The organism is Arthrobacter sp. CMU6 (assembly GCF_059090205.1).
Map to the genome: position 1 here is coordinate 17,498 of NZ_JBNHFL010000010.1, position 22,062 is coordinate 39,559.

The 22,062-nt window shown below is 69.1% G+C and carries 14 protein-coding genes and 1 pseudogene; 7 read left to right on the forward strand and 8 right to left on the reverse strand.

The features are described from left to right. Positions 1–16 precede the first annotated feature (16 nt). The gene (locus AC5RWD_RS08885) at positions 17–640 is read right to left on the reverse strand and encodes a hypothetical protein (protein ID WP_494019666.1); all 624 of its coding nucleotides are present in this window, start codon (positions 638–640) and stop codon (positions 17–19) included. A 285-nt stretch (positions 641–925) separates the two neighbouring features. Here AC5RWD_RS08885 and AC5RWD_RS08890 point away from each other — a divergent pair. Then, a pseudogene (locus AC5RWD_RS08890) lies at positions 926–2,533 on the forward strand (HNH endonuclease signature motif containing protein). A gap of 136 nt (positions 2,534–2,669) precedes the next feature. Beyond that, complete coding sequence (gene hrpB / locus AC5RWD_RS08895) at positions 2,670–5,369, forward strand: ATP-dependent helicase HrpB (RefSeq protein ID WP_494019760.1); 2,700 nt, start codon at positions 2,670–2,672, stop codon at positions 5,367–5,369. Between the two features lie 17 nt (positions 5,370–5,386). Here the strand turns inward: hrpB and AC5RWD_RS08900 are convergent, their stop codons facing one another. Together AC5RWD_RS08900 and AC5RWD_RS08905 are read right to left on the reverse strand one after the other, a co-directional pair. Next, entirely contained in the window at positions 5,387–6,418 is a 1,032-nt protein-coding gene (locus tag AC5RWD_RS08900) for a glycosyltransferase family 4 protein (RefSeq protein WP_494019667.1), read from the reverse strand. A gap of 83 nt (positions 6,419–6,501) precedes the next feature. Beyond that, positions 6,502–8,631: an amylo-alpha-1,6-glucosidase gene (locus AC5RWD_RS08905; protein ID WP_494019668.1), complete on the reverse strand. Its 2,130-nt coding sequence runs from the start codon at positions 8,629–8,631 to the stop codon at positions 6,502–6,504. Between the two features lie 250 nt (positions 8,632–8,881). Between AC5RWD_RS08905 and AC5RWD_RS08910 the strand changes: the two genes are divergently transcribed. After that, positions 8,882–11,062 carry an elongation factor G-like protein EF-G2 gene (locus AC5RWD_RS08910; RefSeq protein ID WP_494019669.1) on the forward strand — a complete coding sequence of 727 codons (2,181 nt, stop codon included), beginning with the start codon at positions 8,882–8,884 and terminating at the stop codon, positions 11,060–11,062. A gap of 5 nt (positions 11,063–11,067) precedes the next feature. Here AC5RWD_RS08910 and AC5RWD_RS08915 read toward each other — a convergent pair whose 3' ends face one another. Further along, the gene (locus tag AC5RWD_RS08915) at positions 11,068–11,754 is read right to left on the reverse strand and encodes an alpha/beta hydrolase family protein (protein WP_494019670.1); all 687 of its coding nucleotides are present in this window, start codon (positions 11,752–11,754) and stop codon (positions 11,068–11,070) included. 230 nt (positions 11,755–11,984) lie between these two features. Further along, a complete protein-coding gene (locus AC5RWD_RS08920) occupies positions 11,985–13,970 on the reverse strand; it encodes an alpha-amylase family protein (RefSeq protein ID WP_494019671.1) in 1,986 nt (661 codons plus the stop codon). 233 nt (positions 13,971–14,203) lie between these two features. On the opposite strand from AC5RWD_RS08920, the gene ligD reads away from it, so the two are divergent. Beyond that, positions 14,204–15,226 (forward strand): non-homologous end-joining DNA ligase, encoded by a 1,023-nt coding sequence (ligD, locus tag AC5RWD_RS08925; RefSeq protein WP_494019672.1) that lies wholly within the window; start codon positions 14,204–14,206, stop codon positions 15,224–15,226. Between the two features lie 61 nt (positions 15,227–15,287). Here ligD and AC5RWD_RS08930 read toward each other — a convergent pair whose 3' ends face one another. After that, positions 15,288–15,908: an L-threonylcarbamoyladenylate synthase gene (locus AC5RWD_RS08930; RefSeq protein ID WP_494019673.1), complete on the reverse strand. Its 621-nt coding sequence runs from the start codon at positions 15,906–15,908 to the stop codon at positions 15,288–15,290. Next, entirely contained in the window at positions 15,892–16,362 is a 471-nt protein-coding gene (locus AC5RWD_RS08935; RefSeq protein WP_494019768.1) for a hypothetical protein, read from the reverse strand. Before AC5RWD_RS08935 ends, AC5RWD_RS08930 begins: the two co-directional genes overlap by 17 nt. On the opposite strand from AC5RWD_RS08935, the gene AC5RWD_RS08940 reads away from it, so the two are divergent. The 3 genes from AC5RWD_RS08940 to AC5RWD_RS08950 all read left to right on the forward strand — a co-directional run bounded on the left by AC5RWD_RS08940 (position 16,361) and on the right by AC5RWD_RS08950 (position 19,566). Further along, entirely contained in the window at positions 16,361–18,340 is a 1,980-nt protein-coding gene (locus AC5RWD_RS08940; protein ID WP_494019674.1) for a DUF4118 domain-containing protein, read from the forward strand. The two genes, AC5RWD_RS08935 and AC5RWD_RS08940, sit on opposite strands and share 2 nt — an antisense overlap. After that, a complete protein-coding gene (locus AC5RWD_RS08945) occupies positions 18,337–19,011 on the forward strand; it encodes a response regulator (RefSeq protein WP_494019675.1) in 675 nt (224 codons plus the stop codon). Before AC5RWD_RS08940 ends, AC5RWD_RS08945 begins: the two co-directional genes overlap by 4 nt. Positions 19,012–19,137: 126 nt before the next feature. Beyond that, entirely contained in the window at positions 19,138–19,566 is a 429-nt protein-coding gene (locus tag AC5RWD_RS08950) for a VOC family protein (RefSeq protein WP_494019676.1), read from the forward strand. A gap of 25 nt (positions 19,567–19,591) precedes the next feature. Here the strand turns inward: AC5RWD_RS08950 and AC5RWD_RS08955 are convergent, their stop codons facing one another. Beyond that, positions 19,592–22,000, reverse strand: coding sequence for a phosphoketolase family protein (locus tag AC5RWD_RS08955; RefSeq protein WP_494019677.1), 2,409 nt, complete (start codon positions 21,998–22,000; stop codon positions 19,592–19,594). Positions 22,001–22,062: the final 62 nt, after the last annotated feature.

The window sequence follows — 22,062 nt, forward strand, 5'->3', positions numbered from 1 at the left end:
ACGGAAAGCCGGGCCGCTAGGGAAGGCCGTGGCCGGGTTCCGGCAGCAACTGCCGGTTCCTGATCTGCGACGGTCCGAACTCCACCGTGAGCGGACGGATTTCCCAGGAACCGGCATGCTCCCGTGGACGGCCTTCCCCTGAGCGGCCCTGCAACTTCGGCTTGCCCACAGCAACGTGGGGCCGCCACCGCGGATACTTGTAGCCCAGGGCGCGGGAACCGAGGATGAAGTCATCGGGATTGTCCACCTGCAGATCATCCAGCAGCTCATGGAGGGCCTGGACCAGCGAGACCTGAAAGTCGCGCACGTCCTGGGGTACCTCCACCTCAAGTCCGGACACCCTGCCGCCGCCCAGCAGGACCAGCCGCTCCGCAGTTCCGGAAAAGCCCTCCAGCACGGGCAACGCCCGCAGCCAGTCGGCGGTCTTGACGGCGGCCGCGGCGGGGTCCGTGACGCCCTTGGTCCAGTCGGCAACGTCGGCTGCGAAATCCTCCAGGATGCCGATGTGGAGCAGGGTCATGTGCAGCACCTGCGGCCTGCGCAGCCCGTCCGCGTACGCAGCGAGCTGTTCATAGTCCGCGGGTTTGCTGCCGATCGCGAGCACCGGAACTTCAACTGTGATGCGCGGAAGCCTCAGCATCCGGACCTCCCTGTCCCTGGCCGCCGTCGGAATTCCTGCCTCTGGATCATGCCATTATGCGCCTTGCCGACTTTCCAAGGTTTTTCCAAAGCAATAAAACGGTCTTCTCCGGCCGCACAAGTCGTCCATCGAGGTCTGGCTCGACGGCGCCCGGGTGTTCTCCAACAACTGGGTTGTCCTCGGCGCCACGAGCCTGAGCAAGGTCCAGTTCGGAGCCGAGCACCCGCGCCAGATGGGCGACAGCGCCCGGGCGTTTTTGTCCGTGCCCCCTGTCATGCTGTGGGTATGGAAAACGGTGCGGCTGCTGCGGAGGTGCTGGAGGCTATTGGCGCCGCTGCCGCGGCGCTGGCTGCTGACCTCCGCAGGGCGGCTGATCCGGGCCCGGCGGGTGCTGATCCGCTGCCGGATCACGTGGACCCTCTTGGGGAGCAGGCGGATAAGTTCCTGGGCGGCCTGACGGCGGTGGCCGGGCTGGAAGCCCGGCTCGCGGCCGTGAAGGTTCATCTTGTTACCGGATACGCTACTGCCGACGCGGCGATGGCGGCACCCGGCGCGTCCGGGCAGGAGCAAGCCGTCCGGCAGATGTCCGTGACGGCTGAGGTCGCAGGAGCCCTGACTGTTAGCGAACGCAGTGCCGGTGCCATGCTGTGCGAGGCCCAAACCCTGACCACCGGGCGGCCGATGACGCTGGCAGCTCTGGGGTCGGGGAGGATTTCGTTTCAGCACGCGCGGATCTTGTGTGACGAAACGGCCAACCTGGAGCCCGCCGTCGCGGCGGCCCTCGAGGCCCATTTCCTGGATACGGACACTCCGGGGTTTGCGCGGGGCTGCTTTGCCGGGGAACTGGTGCCGGGCAGGTTCCGGCCAAGGCGCGGTACTGGCGGGAGCGGCACCATCCGGTCAGCATCGAGGCCCGGCACCGGAACAGTGTGAAGGACCGCCGACTGGAGTATGTGCCGGACCGGGACGGCATGGCCTGGCTGTCGGCGTACCTGCCCGCGGACCAGGCTGCCGGGATCTGGGACCGCGCCACCACCGCCGCCCGTGCCCTGCAGGGACCGATCGAGTCCCGGACACTGACCCAGTTGCGCGTGGACGTCGTGTCAGGGTGGTTGTTGGGCGGGGTGGCGGAAGGAAGCCCGTCCCCGGCGGCGCAGCAGGTGCTGGTCACGGTTCCGGTGTTCTCGCTGCTCGGCCTGACCGGGGAACCAGCCACACTGGACGGGTACGGGCCGATCTCGCCGTCGATGGCCCGCCGGCTCGTCGCCGACGGGGCTACGTCATTCCTGCGGGCCCTCACGGACGCGCGGGACGGGGCTCCGCTGGAGATCGGACGCACCAGCTACCGGCTCACCAAGCCGATGCGACAGTGGATGCGGCTCCGGGACTTGCAGTGCACCTTCCCGGCCTGCAACAACCATTCCCTGCACAACGACGCCACCACATCCTGGCCTGGGCCCATGGCGGGACCACCGGGATCAGCAACCTCGGCCAGCCCTGCCCCAAACACCACCGGTCAAACACCAAACGGCCTGGGAACCAATCGGCGCCACCGGGGATACGCCACCCGGCTGGATCTCACCGTCGGCCGGTCGTACCCCAGCGAACAGCAGGACTGGGAACCACCAACCTGGCCAGAACCGTCGGACCGGTTCGACGTGCAAGCTGACCAGGACTGGTCGGAGCCACCCGGCCCCGAACGGCTGCCTGGCCACGACTTGCAGGATCCACCGATCCCGCCAGAGCCGCACCATAGGCCCGCGCCACCGGAGGAGCCAGACGAACCCGATGGCTTCGACTGCGTCGACGGGCCCGGGGCCCTCCCGACCGAGACTGGACGCGCCCTTGCCGGTGGATCCATGGCCAGACTGGGCATCTTTCAGGGCAGCGTAGGAAGGCGCCTGCCAAAGCGCAGGAAGCCACCAGGGTCAAGCAGAATCCTGCCGGCGGGCACAATGGAGTGGTGACTTCTGCACCCCTCCCGCCCGACGCACTACACGGCACCCCAAAAGATGCCCCGGGCCGTTCCATCCCGTTCGACCTGCGGGCCATCGGTTCCGGTCTGGTCTTTGCGGAGTCCCTCGGCGAGCTGGCCCGGATGCTGGCAACGCAGGGCGCCGGCGGAGCAGCGGTGGTCCAGGCCCCACCCGGCACGGGCAAGACAACGCTGGTGCCGCCGCTGGTTGCCAACCTGGCACAGGCCGCCACTGCGGATGAGCGGCGGCGCATCGTGGTGACCCAGCCACGCCGGGTGGCCGCCCGGTCGGCCGCGAGGCGCCTCGCTGCCCTGGACGGGACGAAGCTGGGGGACAGAGTGGGCTACACCGTCCGAGGGGAACGGCAGACCGGTCCGGCCACCCTCATCGAGTTTGTGACGCCGGGCATCCTGCTTCGCCGCCTGCTGGCCGATCCAGGCCTGGAGGGCACCGCCGCCGTCATCCTCGATGAGGTGCACGAACGCGGCCTGGAAACCGATCTGCTGCTGGGCCTGCTGGCCGAGGTACGCCAGCTGCGCGGCGACCTCATACTCATCGCCATGTCCGCCACCCTGGACGCGCCGCGGTTCGCGGCGCTGCTCGGTGCGGACTCCGGCCCGGAACAAGCCAGCGACGGCGGCGGCGGGCGGGCTCCCGTCGTCGACTGCCCATCCGCTCTCCACCCGTTGGAGACGGTGTGGGCCCCAGCGCCGGTGGCGCGGCTGGACGGACGCGGCGTGACGCGCCCCTTCCTCGATCACGTCGCGGATACCGCCGCGGCGTCATATGCCCAAGCCCTTACCGCCGAGCCCGGCACCGACGCCCTCGTCTTCCTGCCCGGCGCCTGGGAGGTGTCCCACGTGGCCGGCAGGCTGCGCACCCGGGTGGGTCCAGGCGTCGAAATCCTGGAGTTGCACGGCCAGGTCAGCCCCGCCGCCCAGGACCGCGCCGTGTCCGGCCGCAAGCCCGGGGATCCGGCCCGGATCATCGTGTCCACAGGGCTTGCCGAATCGTCGCTCACGGTGCCGGGTGTCCGGCTGGTGGTCGACGCCGGGCTCTCCCGCGAACCGCGCCGCGACGCCGGCCGCGGCATGACCGGGCTGGTCACCGTCTCCTGTTCCCAGGCCTCAGCGGAACAGCGCGCCGGACGAGCGGCGCGGCAAGGGCCAGGGAAGGTGGTCCGCTGCTATGACCAGAAGACCCTCGGCGCAGCGCCTGCGCACCAGACGCCCGAGATCGCCGTATCCGACCTGACGGGCGCAGCCCTGATCCTCGCGTGCTGGGGCTCGCCCGGCGGCCGCGGGCTGGCCCTTCCTGACGCCCCGCCGCCGGCGGCCATGGGTGACGCTGTCGAAGTGCTCCGCGAACTTGGCGCGGTAGGCGAGGACGGCCTCGCAACGGAACTGGGCAAAGCACTCGCGCGCATCCCCGCCGACCCCCGCCTGGGACGCGCCCTCCTGGTGGGATCAGCGCTGCTGGGCGGCGGTCGTGCCGGTCTCACTGGTTCCAGGCCTGCTGATTCCGGGGCTCCAGGTACCGGAGCTGCAAATAACGGGCTGGCGGCTGAGGTGGTTGCCACCGTCGCCGGGGACCAGCGCGCCACGGGAGCCGACCTGCCCCGGCTGGTGTCCGCCCTCCGGTCCGGCAACAATCCGGCATCCCGGCGGTGGGCCGATGAGGCGCGGCGGCTGGACACCCTGGCACGCCAGGCAGGGCCCGGCGTCGGCCTTCCCTCCGTCACTGTGCCGGCGGTAACCGCCGAGCAGATCGGCCTGGTCGTCGCCCTGGCGTTCCCGGACCGGGTGGCCCGCCGTGTCCCCGGGGACGGGCCGGAGCGCTACCTGCTGACCTCCGGCACGCGGGCCGGCCTTCCCGCCGGCAGCCCGCTTGCCGGATACGAGTGGCTGGCCGTGGCCGAGGTTGCGCGGTCGGACGGTCGGGACGCCGCCGGGACCGGCGCGCTGATCCGCTCTGCCGCGCCGCTGACGGCGGACACGGCCGAGGCCGCCGCGGCCCACCTGCTGCTCGACGCGGTGGTGGCAACATTCAGCCAAGGCCGCGTGACGGCCCGCAGGGAGCGGCGCCTTGGCGCCATATCCCTCTCCTCCACGCCGGTGCGGGCGTCGGCAGGTGACGGCCGCGCCGCCGTCGCCCGGGCCTTGGCGGAGCAGGGGCTGGGAGCCATCGGCTGGTCCACGGCGGCAGATGGGCTGCGCCGCCGGCTCGCCCTGCTGCACCGGGAGCTGGGCGATCCCTGGCCGGACATGTCCGAGCATGCTTTGCTGTCCCGGCTCGACGACTGGCTTGGTCCGGAGCTGGAGGCGCTGGCCGGCGGTGCCGCGACCTCCAGCATTGACCTGGCGGACCCGCTGCGGCGGCTGTTGCCATGGCCCGACGCCGCCCGGCTGGGCGAACTCGCCCCGGAGTTCCTGGCGGTGCCCAGCGGCTCCCGCATCCGGATTGACTATCCCGCGGCCGCGGACGACGGCGGCAGGCCGGTGGTGGCCGTCAAGCTCCAGGAATGCTTTGGCTGGGACCGGACCCCGCTGCTCGCCGGGGGACGGGTGGCTGTGCAGTTCCATCTGCTGTCACCGGCCCGGCGGCCGCTGGCCGTCACCGACGACCTTGCCTCCTTCTGGTCCGGCCCCTACGCGCAGGTCCGGGCAGAGATGCGGGGCCGCTATCCCCGGCACCCCTGGCCCGAGGACCCCTGGGCCGCGACGGCGACCGCACGGACCAACACCCGGAAGTGACTACCGCGCGTGAGCCATTAAAGTGCCGAAGGCACACCGGTCAGGCGTGAGTAGAGGGCCAGATGGGCATCAACCATACGCTCGGTGCTGAAGCGGTCTTCTGCCTGGGCGCGAACTATCCGGCGGTCCAGGTTCCCAGCCCGGGCCAGGAGCCGGGCCAGGTCCTCCAGCGACGAGGCCAGGTAGCCGCCGACGCCGTCGTCAACGATCTCCGGCGCTGACCCCATCGGTGTGGCCACGACTGGTGTGCCGGTAGCCATCGCCTCGATCATCACCAGCCCGAACGGCTCCATCCACTGGATCGGATTAAGCAGGGCGACGGCTTCGCCGAGCAGTTGATACTTCTCCGCGCCGCCCACCTCGCCCAGGAACTCCACGTCCGGACCCTGCAGAGGCTCCACAACATCGCGGTAGTACTGCAGTTCAGCCGGTTCCCGCATCTTCGCGGCGATCCGGAGCGGAACTCCGGCCAGCTGGGCAACTTTGATGGCCTCGACCACGCCTTTGTCGGGGCACATCCGGCCCAGGAAACAGGCATAGCCTCCCTGCCCGCGCCCCACCGGAACAGCGGCCACCTCCATGCCGTGGGGGATGATGGCTGCGACCCGATCCGCCAGCACGCTGCTGACCTGGCTTTTGGAGATGGCAATCAGGGTGGTGTCGCGGGATGCCGCACCATAGACGGCGGTGAACTCCGGAGTCAGGTCACTGTGCATTGTGGTCACCACAGGCAGCCCCTCGGGACGGCCCCGGTAGAGCGGCCCGGCGACCGTATGGTCGTGCACCAGGTCCACCATGCCCGCCATTCCGGCGTAGGCGTCGATGACGTGGCTCAGCTCAGAGGACGTGTTGCCAACGAGGTCGGGGTCGGAGATGCGCATCCCGGGGAGCTGTGGCACCGGGCAGGTGCTTTCCGCTGCAGCGGCAAGCAGCACCTCATGGCCAGCCCTGGTGAAGCCCCTGGCGAGGGCGTCGACCACCAGTTCGATACCTCCGTAACCGGCAGGGGGAATCGGATACCAAGGCCCCGCAATTAAACCGATACGCATCCGCAGCTCCCTTGTTGTCCGGATGGACTTTGGACCGCTCTAACTACTGAGACCATTCAGTTATGGGTGGAAGGCACCGATCCCTAAGGCGCCATCAGCCGCTCCAGCGGCGGCCGGGGCTCATGCAGAACCTTTAGGCCCTGCCGCAGGCCCTCAATGGACCCATCGAAGCCGCTGGCGCTCACGGTAATCCGGGATGAATCCATCTGCACGTTCTCCGCGCGGAAGCTGCCGAAACCGGCCGGCAGCACTGGTGCCAGGCAGACCTGTTCACGCGGAAGCAGGGGATCGAAACGCAGGAGGGTGCGCATCAGGTGCACCGGCGCGGCCGAAGCCCACGCCTGCGGCGAGCAGGACGTGGGGAATGGAATGGGGTCCGGAAAATCGTCCCGGGAGAATCCGCAGAAGAGTTCCGGCAGCCGCCCGTCGAACTGTTCGGCGGCGTCGAACAGGCCGATGGCAATGCGCGTGGCCTCGTCGACGAACCCGTACCGCATCAGCCCGGCGGCCACCAGCGCTGTGTCGTGGGGCCACACCGACCCGTTGTGGTAGCTGACCGGGTTGTATGCGCCCATGTCCGAGGCGAGCGTCCGGATGCCCCATCCCGTGAACATCTCCGGTGACATGAGCCGATTGGCCACGAGCGGCGCCTTGTCGGCGTCGACGATGCCCACCCAGAGGCAGTGGCCCATGTTGGACGTGCAGGCATCAACGGGGCGCTTGTCCTTGTCCAGGGCCACGGCAAAGTATTCCTGCTCGGGGAGCCAGAACTTCTCGTTGAACTCGGCCTTGAGGTCCGCGGCACGGCGGTTCCACTTGGCCGCGGTCTCTTCGTCGCCCAGCTGCTGCGCGAGCAGAGCGCGTCCCAGGTAGGCGCTGTAGACGTAGCCCTGCACCTCGCACAGCGCGATGGGGGCTTCCGCCAGCCGGCCGTCGGCGAAGTTAATGCCGTCCCAGGAGTCCTTCCAGCCCTGGTTGAGCAGTCCGTGTTCGTTGGCGCGCTGGTACTCCACGAAACCGTCGCCGTCGCGGTCGCCGTAGTGCTCCACCCATTCCAGGGCCCGGTCCGCGTGGGGCAGGAGTGAGTCGAGCAGGTGGCCGGCCAGCCCCCAGCGTCCCAGCTCGGCCAGCAGCGACACGAACAGGGGCGTCGCATCCGCGGTGCCGTAGTACGCCTGGCTGCCGCCAAGCGCGAGTCCGGCCGTGACTCCCAGCCGCACCTCGTGCAGGATCCTGCCGGGCTCTTCCTCGGTGTCCGGATCAACCTTCTGGCCCTGCAGGGAGGCCAGGGTCTGCAGGGTCCCGGCCGCCAGCTTCGGGTCCACCGGCAGCGCCATGTAGGAGGACAGGATGGAGTCCCTGCCGAACAGGGCCATGAACCACGGAGCGCCCGCGGCAACGGCGGCCCGCTCCGGGTGGTCGGGGTCGAAGATCCGGAGGGCGCCCAGGTCCTCCTGGCTGCGGGTCAGGACCTTCTCCACGTTCTTGTCCGTCACGGTCAGCCGCGGAACATGTTCTTCCCAGGCGGCGTAGCGCTGGGCACCCACGTGCGGAGCGGACTCATGCGTGAACGGCTGCTCCGGCCCCGCGCCGTCAACCAGGGGCGTGGTGAGCACGGTGGCGGTCCACAAGCCGCGGGGGGCCAGTTCGGCGTCGAATATCAGGGCGTCCTCGGTGACCGTGGCGCCGGAGGCGCTGATGACCACGCCGCGGTGGACGCCGTTGCGCATGGCGTCAATCTGCAGCGCGTCCGCCCTGACCTGCCGGCTGTGCTCGGTGGTCGGCACCACCTTCCCGCCTTTGACGTCGAACAGGTCGCTCAGGTCCGCGTCCACCCTGATCTGGATCCGGCAGCTCCGCGGCTGCTCGGAATAGTTGTGAACCTTGAGGTCGTCACGCAGGCCGGGCCCAACCTGCCGGCTGTGCTCCACCACCAGCGGGCTCTCCACCGCACCGTCGGCCCCGCGCGGCCTGCCGACGAACACCGCCCGGTAGGGTTCCCTGGTCTGGCCGGACAACGGCTCCAGCGAAACGCCGTCGACCGTCAGCTGCCAGCGGGACAGAATCCGGGTGTCCTGGTAGAAAGCGCCCTGCGGCTGGCCGGGAAACACGTCCCCGCTCTCAGCGGAGATGCAGAAGGATGAACCTTCCACCACAGTCACCGCTGTCAGGCCGGATGATCCTGCACCGATGTTTTCGTTCCACGCACTCATCGACCGCTCCCTGGCGACTAGTCGGATGGCATGGGCCGGCCTGTGCGGCCACGTTATCCATCGTCCCCCTACCTGGATGGCGCCGCAACGGTTATTCCTGCCGGGCGGTGACGGCCCGGGAGCGCCCCGCCGCCCCGCCGCCGGGACCGGCACTGAGCGGCAGGACCCCTTGCTGAACAGCGGCTTTGGGTGTCGAATCTTCTTACCAAGGCCGCTTGGCGGCTTACGACTAGCACGCCGGGAGATGGTCATGTCGGTAAAGGGCTCTAATGGCCGGGGCAAGGGGACGGGCCGCGGCAGTTCCGATGTCCGGCGGGCGGACGCCTCGGCTGGGGCGCCCGTGGACAAGCCGGAGGGCATCCGCAACGTAGCGCTGGTGGGACACTCCGGGGCCGGCAAAACCATGCTGCTCGAGGCTTTGCTCGCCGCCACCGGGACCATCCCGCGGATGGGTTCGATCGTTGACGGCAACACGGTCAGTGATGCGGAACCGTCCGAGATCCACCAGCAGCGCTCAGTTGTCCTCTCCGTGGCGCCGCTGATCTACGACGGCATTAAGGTGAACCTGCTGGACACACCGGGCTACGGGGACTTCACCGGCGAGCTGCGAGCCGGGCTGCGCGCTGCGGACGCGGCCCTGTTCGTGGTGTCTGCGGTGGACGGCGTCGATGCCGCCACCACCGCGCTGTGGGCAGAGTGCGCCCAGCTGGATACGCCGCGGGCAGTGGTGATCAGCCGGCTCGATCACCCGCGGGCGAATTTCGACGCCGCCCTGGCCGCCTGCCAGAGCGCCTTTGGCCAGTCGGTGGTTCCCGCCTACCTGCCGGTCCCCGGGAACGGCAGCACCACGGGGCTGCTGGGGCTGCTCTCCGGGCAGGTCTCGGAGTACGACGGCGAATCCCCGGAGCCCGCGGTCCGGGAGGCGAGTGCCGATGAGCTAGCCGCCGCGGAGTCCGAGCGCGGCACGCTGATCGAGGGGATCATCTCCGAGAGCGAAGACGAGTCGCTGATGGACCGCTACCTTGGCGGCGAGGACATCGACGCCGACGTGCTCGTGGGCGACCTCGAGACGGCCGTGGCGCGAGGCTCGTTCTTCCCCGTCCTGGCCACGTCCGCTGAAACAGGACTGGGGATCACCGAGCTGCTGGACATGCTGACCCGGGCGTTTCCGACACCCCTTGAGCGTGCTGTGCCGGACGTGACCGACCTTGCCGGTGAACCGGCGGGGCCGCTCTCCTGCGACCCCGACGGACCGCTGGCCGGTGAGGTGGTGCGCACCACCATGGACCCGTTCCTGGGACGGGTCTGCCTGGTGCGCGTCTTTTCCGGCACGCTGCGCGAGGATTCGGCTGTGCACGTCAGCGGCCGTGGCCTGGCCGAACGGGGCCACGAGGACCATGACAGCGATGAGCGTCTCACCCACCTGTATTCGCCGCTCGGGGCAAGCCTGCGGCCCGTCCCGTATGCCGTGGCGGGCGACATCTGCGCGATCACGAAGCTGGGCAGTGCCGAGACGGGCGATACCGTGTCAGCGAAGGACGCCCCGTTGCTGATCACCGCCTGGGACATGCCCGAGCCGCTCATGCCGGTGGCCGTCGAAGCCGCCACCCGCAGCGACGAGGACGCCCTCGCCAAGAGCCTGGGCAAGGTGGCCGCCGGGGATCCGACGCTTCGGGTGGAACGCAACTCGGAAACCCACCAGCTGATCCTGTGGTGCATGGGTGAGGCGCACGGCGAGGTGGTCCTTGACCGGCTTCGGGACCAGGGCGTGAAGCTGCAGACGGTGCCCGTGGTGACGCCGCTGCGCGAGACCTTCGCCGCCCCCGCCGCCGGCCACGGACGCTACGTGAAGCAGTCCGGCGGCCACGGCCAGTACGCCATCTGCGACATCGAGGTGGAGGCGCTGGAGCGCGGCGCGGGCTTCGAGTTCGTGGACAAGACCGTGGGCGGGGTGGTGCCGAACCAGTTCATCGGCTCGGTGGAGAAGGGTGTGCGGGCGCAGATGCAGAAGGGCGTCTCGGCCGGTTTCCCGGTGGTGGACATCCGGGTGACCCTGGTGGGCGGCAAGGCCCACAGCGTTGACTCCTCTGACGCCGCGTTCCAGTCTGCCGGCGCTCTTGCCCTGCGCGAGGCTGCAGCGGCTGGCCGCATCCAGCTGCTGGAGCCCGTTTCCGCCGTCACCATCAGCATCCCGGATGAGTATGTCGGGGCGGTCATGAGCGACCTCTCCTCACGCCGTGGCCGGCTGACGGGTACGACGTCGTCCGGCGGGGATGCCACGGAGGTCACCGCCGAGGTCCCGGACGGGGAGCTCCTCCGGTATGCGGTCCAATTGCGGGCGCTGACCGCCGGGACAGGCCGGTTCCGCCGCAGTTACCTCCGGCACGAACCGGTTCCGGGCAACGTGGCACCGGCGGCCGCGAACGCCTGAGGCCTTTAGCCGGCGGGGCTGTTGGCGCGCAGGAACGCTGCGACCGGCTCCGCCAGCGAGGCGCCGATGACTTCCGCGCTGCGCTTGTTGCCGGCAACGGCGAACGAGTGGTCGCCGCCCTCGCACCACTGCAGCGTGGCGGTGGGCCCGATGCGGGACACCACGCCTTCGAGCAGTTCCCTGGTAGCGAAGGTATCCCGCGTTCCCTGCAGGAAAAGCATCGGCGTTTCCAGCCCGTAGAGGTGCTCGTCGCGGAGCTTCTCCGGCTTGCCCGGCGGGTGCAGCGGGTAGCCGAGATAGACCAGCCCGGCGGCCGGCATGCCTTCTGCCACCGCCATGGAGGCCATCCGGCCGCCGAATGACTTCCCGGCGGCCCAAATCGGTTCCGCAGAGCCGGCGGACTCAGCCCGGGCAGCCGCTTCGACCATAGCCGCCCGCCAGGCGGCAATCGCTGCCGGCGGCCTGTCGGGAAACTTCCGGCCCGCCTCACGATAGGGGAAGTTGAATCGCAAGGTGGCGACGCCGTCGTCGTTCAATGCGCCCGTGAACCCGCGCATGAACGGATGCTCCATGCCCGCGCCGGCGCCGTGGGCCAGCACGAGCGTTGCGAACGGACTGGCCGGCCGCGCATAGGCGCCGGAGACGTGGCCGTCGCCGACGGCAAAGGTGATGGGCGAGTCAGCGGTGGGCATGACTCCATCATGCCCGATCCGGCTGCTGGCGTAACGACGCCTTGCCCGGCAGCGGCAGGCCAGGCGCAGCTCTTGTTGCCATGATCATCGCGGCCTTCAGTCTGGATGAAGCAGCCGACAGCTCTCAGACCCGGCAGGCTTCACAGGCCACGCAGCCTTCACCGACCACGCAGGCCGCGCAGTGACGGTCCTGCCGTGGACAGGGTGGAGGCCTTGTTCCTCCGCCACGGCTACAAGACAGGTTGTTCGGGGGCAGGTACCACCCTGAGCCAGGCATAATCCTGAGGCCGCAGCACGAGCCCCTCGTCGATCCGCACCGGCTCCTCGGTAAACAGGTCCAGTGCTTCGGCGGCGAACCCGGACAGCGTTTCCGCCGCCACCACCTGCGGACCGTCACTGAAGTTGGCGAGGGCCAGGACCACCGTTCCCTCGCCGGGCCGCTGGTAGCCAAGCACTGAGGTGTTGTTCGTGCTGAACGGCACCAGGCGGGTGCCCGCCAGCTCCGGGGTTGCCGCGCGGACCTCCGCCAGCCGCCTGAGCCCTCCGAACACAGCGCCCTCAGGCGTGGCCGGGTCCAGGCGCTTCGCGTACTTTTCTGCCGGGAACTGCGGCCGGTGCACCCAGCGGCTGTCGGTCTCGTGGCCGTCCTCCAGCGTGTAGTCGTAGTCATTGAGCTGCCCCACCTCGTCGCCGAGGTAGAGCAGCGGGATGCCGCCGGTGCTGAAGGCCACCGAATGGGTGAGCAGGACGCGGCGGATGGCCTCGGCCGAACCGTCCTCCAGACCGCACAGCGACGCCGTGGTGCCGGAGATGCGGCAGTCGCCGGTCCGCGGGTTGTCCTGGAACGGCACGCCGCGGGCGAAGCTGCCCGGGAAACGGTTGACGTAAAAGGAGTTCAGGAACCGGCGGTGGTCGAAGCCGTTAATGCCGAACTCGGCAGCGTCCTCATCGGCGAACGTCCAGCCAATGTCGTCATGGCTCCGCACGTAGTTCACCCAGGACGTTCCCGGCGCAATGTTGTGCCTCCGTTCCAGCGCCTGGGCAAGCAGCTGCACCTTCCGCGTGGCCAAGGCTTCCCAGGTCAGCGCCATCTGCAGCGGGTTGTAGGAGAGCTGGCACTCGGCCGGATCGATGTACAGGGCCACCTCATCCGGGTGCACGATCGCCTCGGACTTGAACAGCAACGAGGGCGCGGCGAGCCGGCAGACGGCGTTGAAGGCCTGCAGCAGGATGTGCGCCTCGGGCAGGCTCTCGCACGGTGTCCCCAGCTGCTTCCAGATAAAGGCCACGGCATCCATCCGTAGGATGTCCACGCCGAGGTTGGCCAGGAACAGCATCTCGCCCACCATGGCACGGAACACCTCGGGGTTCGAGTAGTTCAGGTCCCACTGGAACGTGTGGAAGGTGGCCCAGACCCACCGTCCGTCCGGTAGCTGCACGAAGGAACCGGGGTGGTCTTCCGGAAAGATTTCCCGCACGTTCTGCTCAAAGGCGTCCGGCATGGCGCGGTCCGGGAAGATCCAGTAGTAGTCGCTGTAGCGCGGATCGCCGTCGGCGGCACGCTGCGCCCACTCGTGCTCGTTCGAGGTGTGGTTGAAGATGAAGTCGACCACCAGGCTGATGCCGTTGGCGCGCAGCTCGGCGGCGAGCGCCCGCAGCTGGTCCATGGTGCCGAGCTTCGGGTTGACCTCGCGGTAGCTGGACACGGCATAGCCGCCGTCGGACAGCGGCTCCGGGGCCAGAAACAGCGGCATCAGGTGCAGGTAGGTGAGGCCGAGTTCCTTGAAATAGGGGATGCGGGCGCGGACCCCCTCCAGGTCTGCCGCATACCGGTCTACGTAGCAGACGCCGCCGAGCATGCGGTTGGACTGGAACCATTCGCTATTGCCTTCGCGGCCGGCGTCGAGCTTTTTCAGGTCTGCTGGCCGCTCCTTCCAGGAGCGGGCGATCTCCAGCGCCAGGGCCGCCAGCTGCTCCTCGATGTCCGGCCGTAATCCGTACAGTGAGCGGAACAGCCTGGACAGGTCGGGGAAGTGGCGGTCGAACCGCTGCTGGAGTGCCTCCCGGTCCCCGCTGCCCGGTTCCAGTCCGGCCTTCCCGGCCGCCGTGCTGAACAGTTGGCGGATGCCTGCCTGGGATGCCCCGGACAGCTGCGGTGAACCGGGCCCCTGGGCAGCTGGTCCCTGGGTAGCGTCCAGACTCGGGGATTCAACCATGGAAACGGGTCTCCTTCGAGGATGCTCTGCCTGTTCAACGATGCTCTCACGCCGGGCGGCGCCCGGTGTGCTTCATCCTTACAGATGGCCCCGCCGGTGCCCAGAGAGCGGGAGGATGTTTCTCAGTGCCCGACGGCGGGACTCGCCCGGGGGATCGGCTCACCAGTGATTCGGGTGGGAATCGCGGCGGGCGTACTGCTGACGCCGCGGGCCGGGCGGGGTAGGTTGTCCCCATGGCCAGTGAACAGACCACCATCAGTGTCGACGGGCCCGACGGCCCCCGGGAAATGCGCGTCTCCAGTCCAAGCCGGGTGCTGTGGCCCGAGCTGGGGCTAACCAAACTCGACCTGGCGCGCTACTTCGTGGATGTGGGGGAAGCCTTCATCCGGGCCAACGGAGACCGGCCGGTGGCGCTGCAGCGGTTCTCAGGCACCGTGGACGGCGAGCAGTTCTTCTCCAAGAACCCGCCGAAGGGGACGCCGGACTTCATCCGCACGGTGAAGGTCACTTTTCCGAGCGCACGATCGCATCCCATGCTGGTCCTTGACGAGCCCGCCGCGGCGGTCTGGGCGGCACAGATGAACACGGTGGTTTTTCACCCCTGGCCGTCCCATGCGGATAACTCGGACAACCCCGACCAGCTGCGCATCGACCTGGACCCCCAGCCGGGCACCGACTACGACGACGCCATCCCCGCCGCACTCGAACTCCGGAAGGTGCTCGCCGAGGCAGGCCTGGACGCGTTCCTGAAAACCTCTGGCAACCGCGGGCTTCACGTGTACGCCCCCATTGAGCCGACCCGGGAGTTCTTGGATGTCCGGCACGCCGTGATCGCTGCCGCCAGGGAGCTCGAGCGGCGTATGCCGGACAAGGTCACCACCAACTGGTGGAAGGAGGAACGCGGCGAACGCATCTTCGTCGACTTCAACCAGGCCAACCGGGACCGCACCATCGCCGGAGCCTACAGCCCGCGGGCCCTCCCGCATGCTTCCGTGTCCTGCCCTATCACCTGGGACGAACTGCCGGACGTCAGGCCCCGGGACTTCACCATCCTTACCGTCCCGGACAGGCTGAAAACGGTGGGGGACCCGTGGACGGACATGCACGCGAAGCCGGGAACCATCGGCACACTGCTGGAATGGTGGGAGCGCGACGCCGCGAACGGACTGGGCGAACTGCCGTTCCCGCCGGACTACCCCAAGATGCCGGGCGAACCGCCCCGGGTGCAGCCCAGCCGGGCGAAGAAGGCGGAGTAGTCAGCGGTGCCCCCGCCCGGGCGGTGCCACTAGCCGAACACCGCGCTACTCGAACGCGGCGTCACTCAAACCGGGCCGGGTCACCGGTGCCGCGGCGCACCACCTCGGCGGTGCCGCCTGAAAAGTCGACGACGGTGGTCGGTTCGGAGCCGGTGTCACCGGACTCGACCACTGCGTCTACCACATGGTCAAGCCGTTCCTTGATTTCCCAGCCCTGGGTCAGCGGGTCCTCTTCGTCCGGCAGCAGCAGCGTGCTGGACAGCAGCGGTTCGCCAAGTTCAGCCAGCAGCGCCTGGACGAAGTTGTGCCGCGGGATGCGCACGCCCACCGTCTTCTTCTTGGGGTGCAGCAGCCGGCGCGGAACCTCCTTGGTGGCCGGCAGGATGAAGGTGTAGCTGCCCGGCGTGACGGACTTGATGCTGCGGAACACGTCGTTGCCGACGTTCACGAACTGCCCCAGCTGGGCGAAGTCCCGGCATACCAGCGTGAAATGGTGCTTGTCGTCCAGCTGGCGGATGGAACGGATCCGGTCCAGCGCCTCCTTGTTTCCCAGCTGGGCGCCGAGGGCGTAGCAGGAGTCCGTGGGGTAGGCAATGAGCCCGCCCGATCGGAGGAGCTCCACGATCTGGGAGATCGCGCGGGGCTGGGGGTCCTCGGGGTGGACATCAAAGAATTTCGCCATGCGTTGAGCCTACGGCCGGGCGGCGTTCCGCGCACGCACCCACGCTGGGCAGCCGGCCCACGCCGAGGCGCGCACCCCCGCAGACCCGTCTGCTCATCCCACATGCACCCCGCGGGCGTTTGGTGACATCCGGCTCGGCCTCCCGCAGCACTTCCCGGGTGACCGGCGCGATCTCACCTTCCCCGAGGAACAGGAAGCGCAGCAGGTTCACAACCGGGTTGCCCTCGGTCGCGGCAGGGAGGATGGCCTCGGGCAACAGGGTGACGGCCACCAGGACCAGCGTGGCCAGCGGGGAAATGACGCCGGCGGCGTTGGGGCACAGCCGAACGTAGCACCGCGCAGGTGCGCCGGTACCGCGCGTGGCGGAATCTTGACGGATCCTTAAGGCCGGCGGAAAGCACCCCACCGCGCGTGCCCCGCCCTGGGCGGCGGGCAGGTGAAAGAATGGCGTCATGGCAGGGGAACGGATCGTCATTGGCCTGTCGGGAGGCCTGGAGGGGGAGGTCCTGATCCGCCGTGCCGTCAAGGTCCTGGACGGCACCGGTGGCGGGGACCTTCTCGCTGTCCACATCCGTTCCGCGGAGGGCGCATCGCGGGAATCAACCAGCGCCCTCGAATCCCAGCGCCGCCTGGTGGTGGAGCTGGGCGGCAGCTACCACACCGTCGCCGCGCAGGACCCCGTCGAAGCACTCCTCGGGTTCGCGTCCCATGTGGGCGCCACCCGGCTGGTCATCGGCCAGTCGCGGGCACACCCGCTGTCGAGGCTGTTCACCGGCGCGACGGAGACACGGATTATCCGCCAGGCCGGTGACCTCGACGTGCAGGTGGTGCCGCATCCCCTGGCCGGGCGCGGCACAGGCCGGCGGCGGCAGCGGGACCTCGGCCGCGCGCGCGTCACCGTCGGGTTCGTGCTGGCGGTCACCGTTCCCATCCTGATGCAGCTGGCGCTCGCCGTCATCGAGCACAGCGTGGCCACCGCCGTCCTGGTCCAGCTCGCCGGGGCCGTGGCGGTGGCGCTCGTGGGAGGCCTCTGGCCGGCTGTCGCGGGTGCGCTCTGGAGCAGCCTGCTGGTCAACTACTTCTCGACGCCGCCGCTGGGTGAGCTGGCCATCAAAGACCCGCAGGACCTGCTGTCCCTGGGCGTGTTCGTGGGCGTCTCGGTGGCCGTGGCCGGCGTGGTGGACAGGTCTGCCCGTCGCTCCAAGGAGGCCGCCCGGGCGCGCGCCGAGGCCGCGACCCTCGGCGAGCTGGCCCGCGGAGCCACCCGCGCGGAGGACACGGTGGGCAGCCTGCTGGAACAGGCGCTGGACGTCTTCGGAGTACGCGGCGCGGCCCTGTTCGGCGGGCCGGCGTTCCCGAACGCGGCGGCTTCCGGCGGTGCGCAGTCCTCCGCCACCGCGCCGGCTTTCCGTGACGGCGAGGGCGGGGCAGGGAGAACGCTGCTTGCGAGTGCGGGCGAGCTGACCGATTCTGAACGGGACGGCGCGGACTTTGCCGAGCACACCGTGGAACCGGTCGACGACGGCACCTGGCTGGTGCTGTTCGGCAGGACGGTGCCGGCCGCCGACAGCAGCCTGCTGGGCGCCTTCGCGGCGCACGTGCTGGCACAGCTGGAGCGCCGGCAGCTGGCCGCCAGCCGCCTGGAGGTGCTGCGGCTTGCCGAAGGCAACACCATGCGCACCGCCATCCTGCGGGCTGTCTCGCACGACCTCCGCACGCCGCTCGCCGGCATCAAGCTGGCCGTCGGCGGACTCCTGCAGACCGCGGTCAGCTACACCCCCGAGGAGAAACGGGAGCTTTTGGAAACCATCGATGAATGCTCGGACCGGCTGGATGCCCTGGTGGGAAACCTCCTGGACATGTCCAGGATCACGGCCGATTCGGTCCGCCCCCTGATGAAGCCTGTCCGGTGGCTCGACGTCGTGCCTCCGGCGCTGCGCGGCCTTCCGCCCGGCAGCGTGCGGGTGGTGCTGCCGCCGAACCTTCCCGCCGTCGACGCCGACGCCGTCCTGCTGGAACGCGTCATCGCCAACATCGCGGAAAACGCGGTCAAGTACGCGCCCGCCTCGGACGTCACCGTGACCTCGGCGTCGGGCGGGCTCAGCGCCGCCGTCCTCAACGGCCACCCGGCCGGCGAACTGCGCATCATCGACCACGGACGCGGCGTGCCGGACCGCAGCGTGCCGGCGATGTTCCGGCCCTTCCAGCGCCTGGATGACCTGTCACAGTCAACCGGCGTCGGCCTGGGACTGGCCGTGGCCAGGGGATTCGTCTCGGCCATGGGCGGCAGCCTGGTGGCGGAGGAGACGCCCGGCGGGGGACTCACGATGGTCATCCGGCTTCCCCTTTCGACAGGGCATGACTCAGCAGGGCATGACGGCGAACCATCCGCGGTTTCACCTGCCGTCTCTCCGCAGGAGACCGCCCAGTGACCGGCGTCCTTGTGGTGGACGATGACCAGCATCTGCTGAAGGCCCTGCGGATCACGCTTCAGGCGCATGGCTACGCCGTGGAGACGGCCGCGGACGGCGAGTCGGCGCTGATTGCCGCCTCCCGCAACCCGCCGGGCATTGTTGTGCTGGACCTCGGACTGCCCGACATGGACGGCGCGGCGGTCCTCACGGAGCTCCGCCGCTGGAGCCCTGCCCCGGTCCTGGTGCTCTCGGCCCGGCACGGCTCATCGGACAAGGTGGACGCCCTCGACGCCGGCGCGGACGACTACATCACCAAGCCTTTTGGACTCGAGGAGCTCCTGGCCCGGCTTCGCGCACTCCTGCGCCGCGCCCCGGAAGCCACCGAGCCGTCCACGGTGGACACCCCGGAGTTCAGCGTGGACCTGGGACGGCGGTTGGTCACCCGGGACGGAGAGCCGGTCCGGCTGACCCCCACGGAGTGGAGCATCCTCGAACTGCTGGTGCGGAACCCGGGGAAGCTCATCACCCAGCAGCAGATCCTGGCCAGCGTGTGGGGGCCGGCCTACGAGAAGGAAGCCAACTACCTGCGGGTGTACATGGCGCAGCTCCGGCGCAAGCTCGAGGCGGACACCGGAAACCCGCGCCATTTGCTGACGGAGGCCGGCATCGGTTACCGCTTCCGGCCCTGACCTGCACTTATGAACGCCGCGTGAACTTCCGTGAACCCCTATGAAGGGAAGCCGGATTCGGGCAACATGTGTAATGCCGGGCGCCGCACACCGGGCGCCACATGTACAGCCTAAGGAGAACCGATCGTGTCCACCCTGCTCAACCCGTACATCAGTTTCCGTGACAACGCCCGCGACGCCATGACCTTCTACCAGTCGGTGTTCGGCGGTGACCTGGCGCTCAGCACCTTCGGGGAGTTCAACGCCAGTGAAGATCCCGCGGAGGCAGACAAGATCATGCACGGGATGCTGACCTCGGAGAAGGGTCTCGTCCTCATGGGGGCTGACACCCCCAACTCCATGGACTACACACCGGGGAACAGCATTTCCGTGTCGCTCAGCGGCGACGACGAGACCGAGCTGCGGGGCTACTACGACAAACTGTCGGACGGCGGCACTGTCACCGTGCCGATGGAGAAAGCGCCGTGGGGCGATATCTTCGGCATGTGCACCGACAAGTTCGGCATCGCGTGGCTGGTGAACATCAGCGGAGCCGGGGCAGCTCCGGCTTCCTAGATCAGACGCCGGGTCACCTGGCCGTTCAGGAACGTGGCGGCGACCAGACCCACTCGCGGACGCCGGGCAGGTCTTCGAAGTGCTCCCGGATGTATTCCGCGTGGGAGTCCAGCTGCTGCTTGCAGTGATCCGCCAGGGCCTCCGCGCCGTCGAAGCGCCGCGGCAGCCGGCGGAGCGCTTCCAGCGCCAGGTGGTAGCGGCTCATCCGGTTGACCACCACCATGTCGAACGGTGTGGTGGTGGTGCCCTGCTGGCTGTAGCCGCGGACGTGGAACCTCTCCGGGTTAGGCCGGCCGTGCAGGAGCTGGTGGAAGGAGCGGGCATAGCCGTGCCAGGCCACCACCACCTCGCAAGTGTCCGTGAACAGCGAACTGAACGTCCCGTCGTCGAGCCCGTGTGGGTGCACGTCCCGCGGCGGAAGCACCATGGCATCCATGACGTTCACGACGCGCACGGTGGCATCCGGAACGTGGCGCTGCAGCAGCCAGGCAGCTGCCAGTGCCTCCTCGGTGGGGATGTCGCCGGCGCAGGCGAGGATGACGTCGGGTTCAGCGCTGCTGCCATTCTCGTTGCCGGCCCATTCCCACCGGGATGCTCCCGCTTCGGCATGCGCGCGGGCTTCCGCCAGCGTCAGGTACTGGGGGTGGGACTGCTTGTCGACGACGACCAGGTTCACATAGTCCGTGCTGCGCAGGGCGTGCTCCGCAACGGCCAGCAGCGTGTTGGTGTCCGGCGGCAGGTAGATCCGCGTCACCTCGCCGGACAGTGACAGCACGGTGTCGATCAGGCCCGGACCCTGGTGGCTGAAGCCGTTGTGGTCGTTGCGCCAGCACGTGGAGGTCAGCAGGATGTTCAGGCTCGGCACCGGTGAACGCCACTCCAGCTCCCGCGCGTGCTGCAGCCACTTGGCGTGCTGGACCGTCATGGAGGCGCTGATCATGGCAAAAGCCTCGTAGCTTGCGAAGAACCCGTGCCGGCCGGTCAGCAGGTAGCCTTCCAGCCAGCCCTGGCACAGATGCTCGGAGAGCACCTCCATCACGCGGCCATCCGCCGAGACGTGGTCATCCCCGTCGCTTCCGGGCAGCATGAGGCAGCGGTCGGTGGCCTCGAACACGGCGCCCAGCCTGTTGCTGTTGGTCTCGTCCGGGCAGAAAAGCCGGAACCGGGGGTCGTCCTCCGTCCCGGTGTAGAGGTCGCGGAACAGTTCGCCAAGCGGCTTGGTGGTTTCGATGCTGGTGGAGCCCGGCCGGCCCGGGTCGACTGCGTACTGCGCGAGGTCGGGAATCTCCAGCGGGACGGACGGTTGGCCGTTGGCCCCAGGTGCGGCCCCCATCCGGAGCCTGCCGTCGGGTGCCAGCGCGGCCAGTTCGGGCAGGAGCCGGCCGCCGTCGTCGAACAGCGTTTCCGGCTGGTAGGAGCGCATCCACTGCTCCAAAAGCGCCAGGTGGTCAGGGTCGTCCTTGACGCCGGACAGGGGAACCTGGTGGGCACGGAACGTGCCCTCCACCGGGCTGCCGTCCACGGTTTCCGGGCCAGTCCACCCCTTGGGCGTGCGAAGGATGATCGCTGGCCAACGCGCCGCCGGCGTTCGGTTACGGCCCGCTCCGGTGTCACCGGTACCGGTGTCCCGGGCGTTCCGCTGGATGGCCCGGATGGTGTCGTACGCATTGTCGAGCGCGGCGGCGAGGGCGCGGTGGACCTTCTCCGGATGGTCGCCGGAGACCGTGACGGGCTCCCAGCCGTTGGCGTGCAGCAGCGCCTCAACATCTTCGTCCGTGCGGCGTCCCAGGACAGTAGGCCCGGATATTTTGGCCCCGTTGAGGTGCAGGATGGGCAGGACCGCGCCGTCCCGGGAAGGATTGAGGAAGAAGGGTGCCGTCCAGGAGGCGGCGAGTGGACCGGTCTCGGCTTCGCCGTCGCCCACCACGCACGCGGCAATGAGCCCGGGGTTGTCCATCACCGCACCCGTGGCGTGCATGAGTGAGTAGCCCAGCTCGCCGCCCTCGTGGATGGATCCGGGGGTGGCCGGGCCCACGTGGCTGCCCACGCCGCCCGGCGTCGAAAACTGCCGCGCCAGCCGGCGCAGGCCGGCAGCATCACGGCTGACATCGGGGTAGATCTCGGAGTAGGTGCCTTCGAGGTAAACGTTGGCCACGATGGACGGTCCGCCGTGGCCGGGCCCGGCGACGAACAGGACCCCGGCAGATGTTTTCCTGATCAGCCGGTTCAGGTGCGCGTAAATCAGTGACAGCCCCGGGCCGGTGCCCCAGTGGCCCAGCAGCCGCGGCTTGATGTGCTCCGGCCGGAGCGGCTCGCGAAGCAACACGTTGTCCTGGAGGTAGATTTGGGCCACCGTCAGGTAGTTCGCCGCGCTCCAATAGCGGTGGAGCAGGTCCAGTTCGTCATCCGAAATTGCCCCGTCTGTCCCGGCCATGCCCATGAATGTGCCTTCCGTCGGTTCCGCTCCAGCGCTGACGGGCACAGTCTACCCCTGCG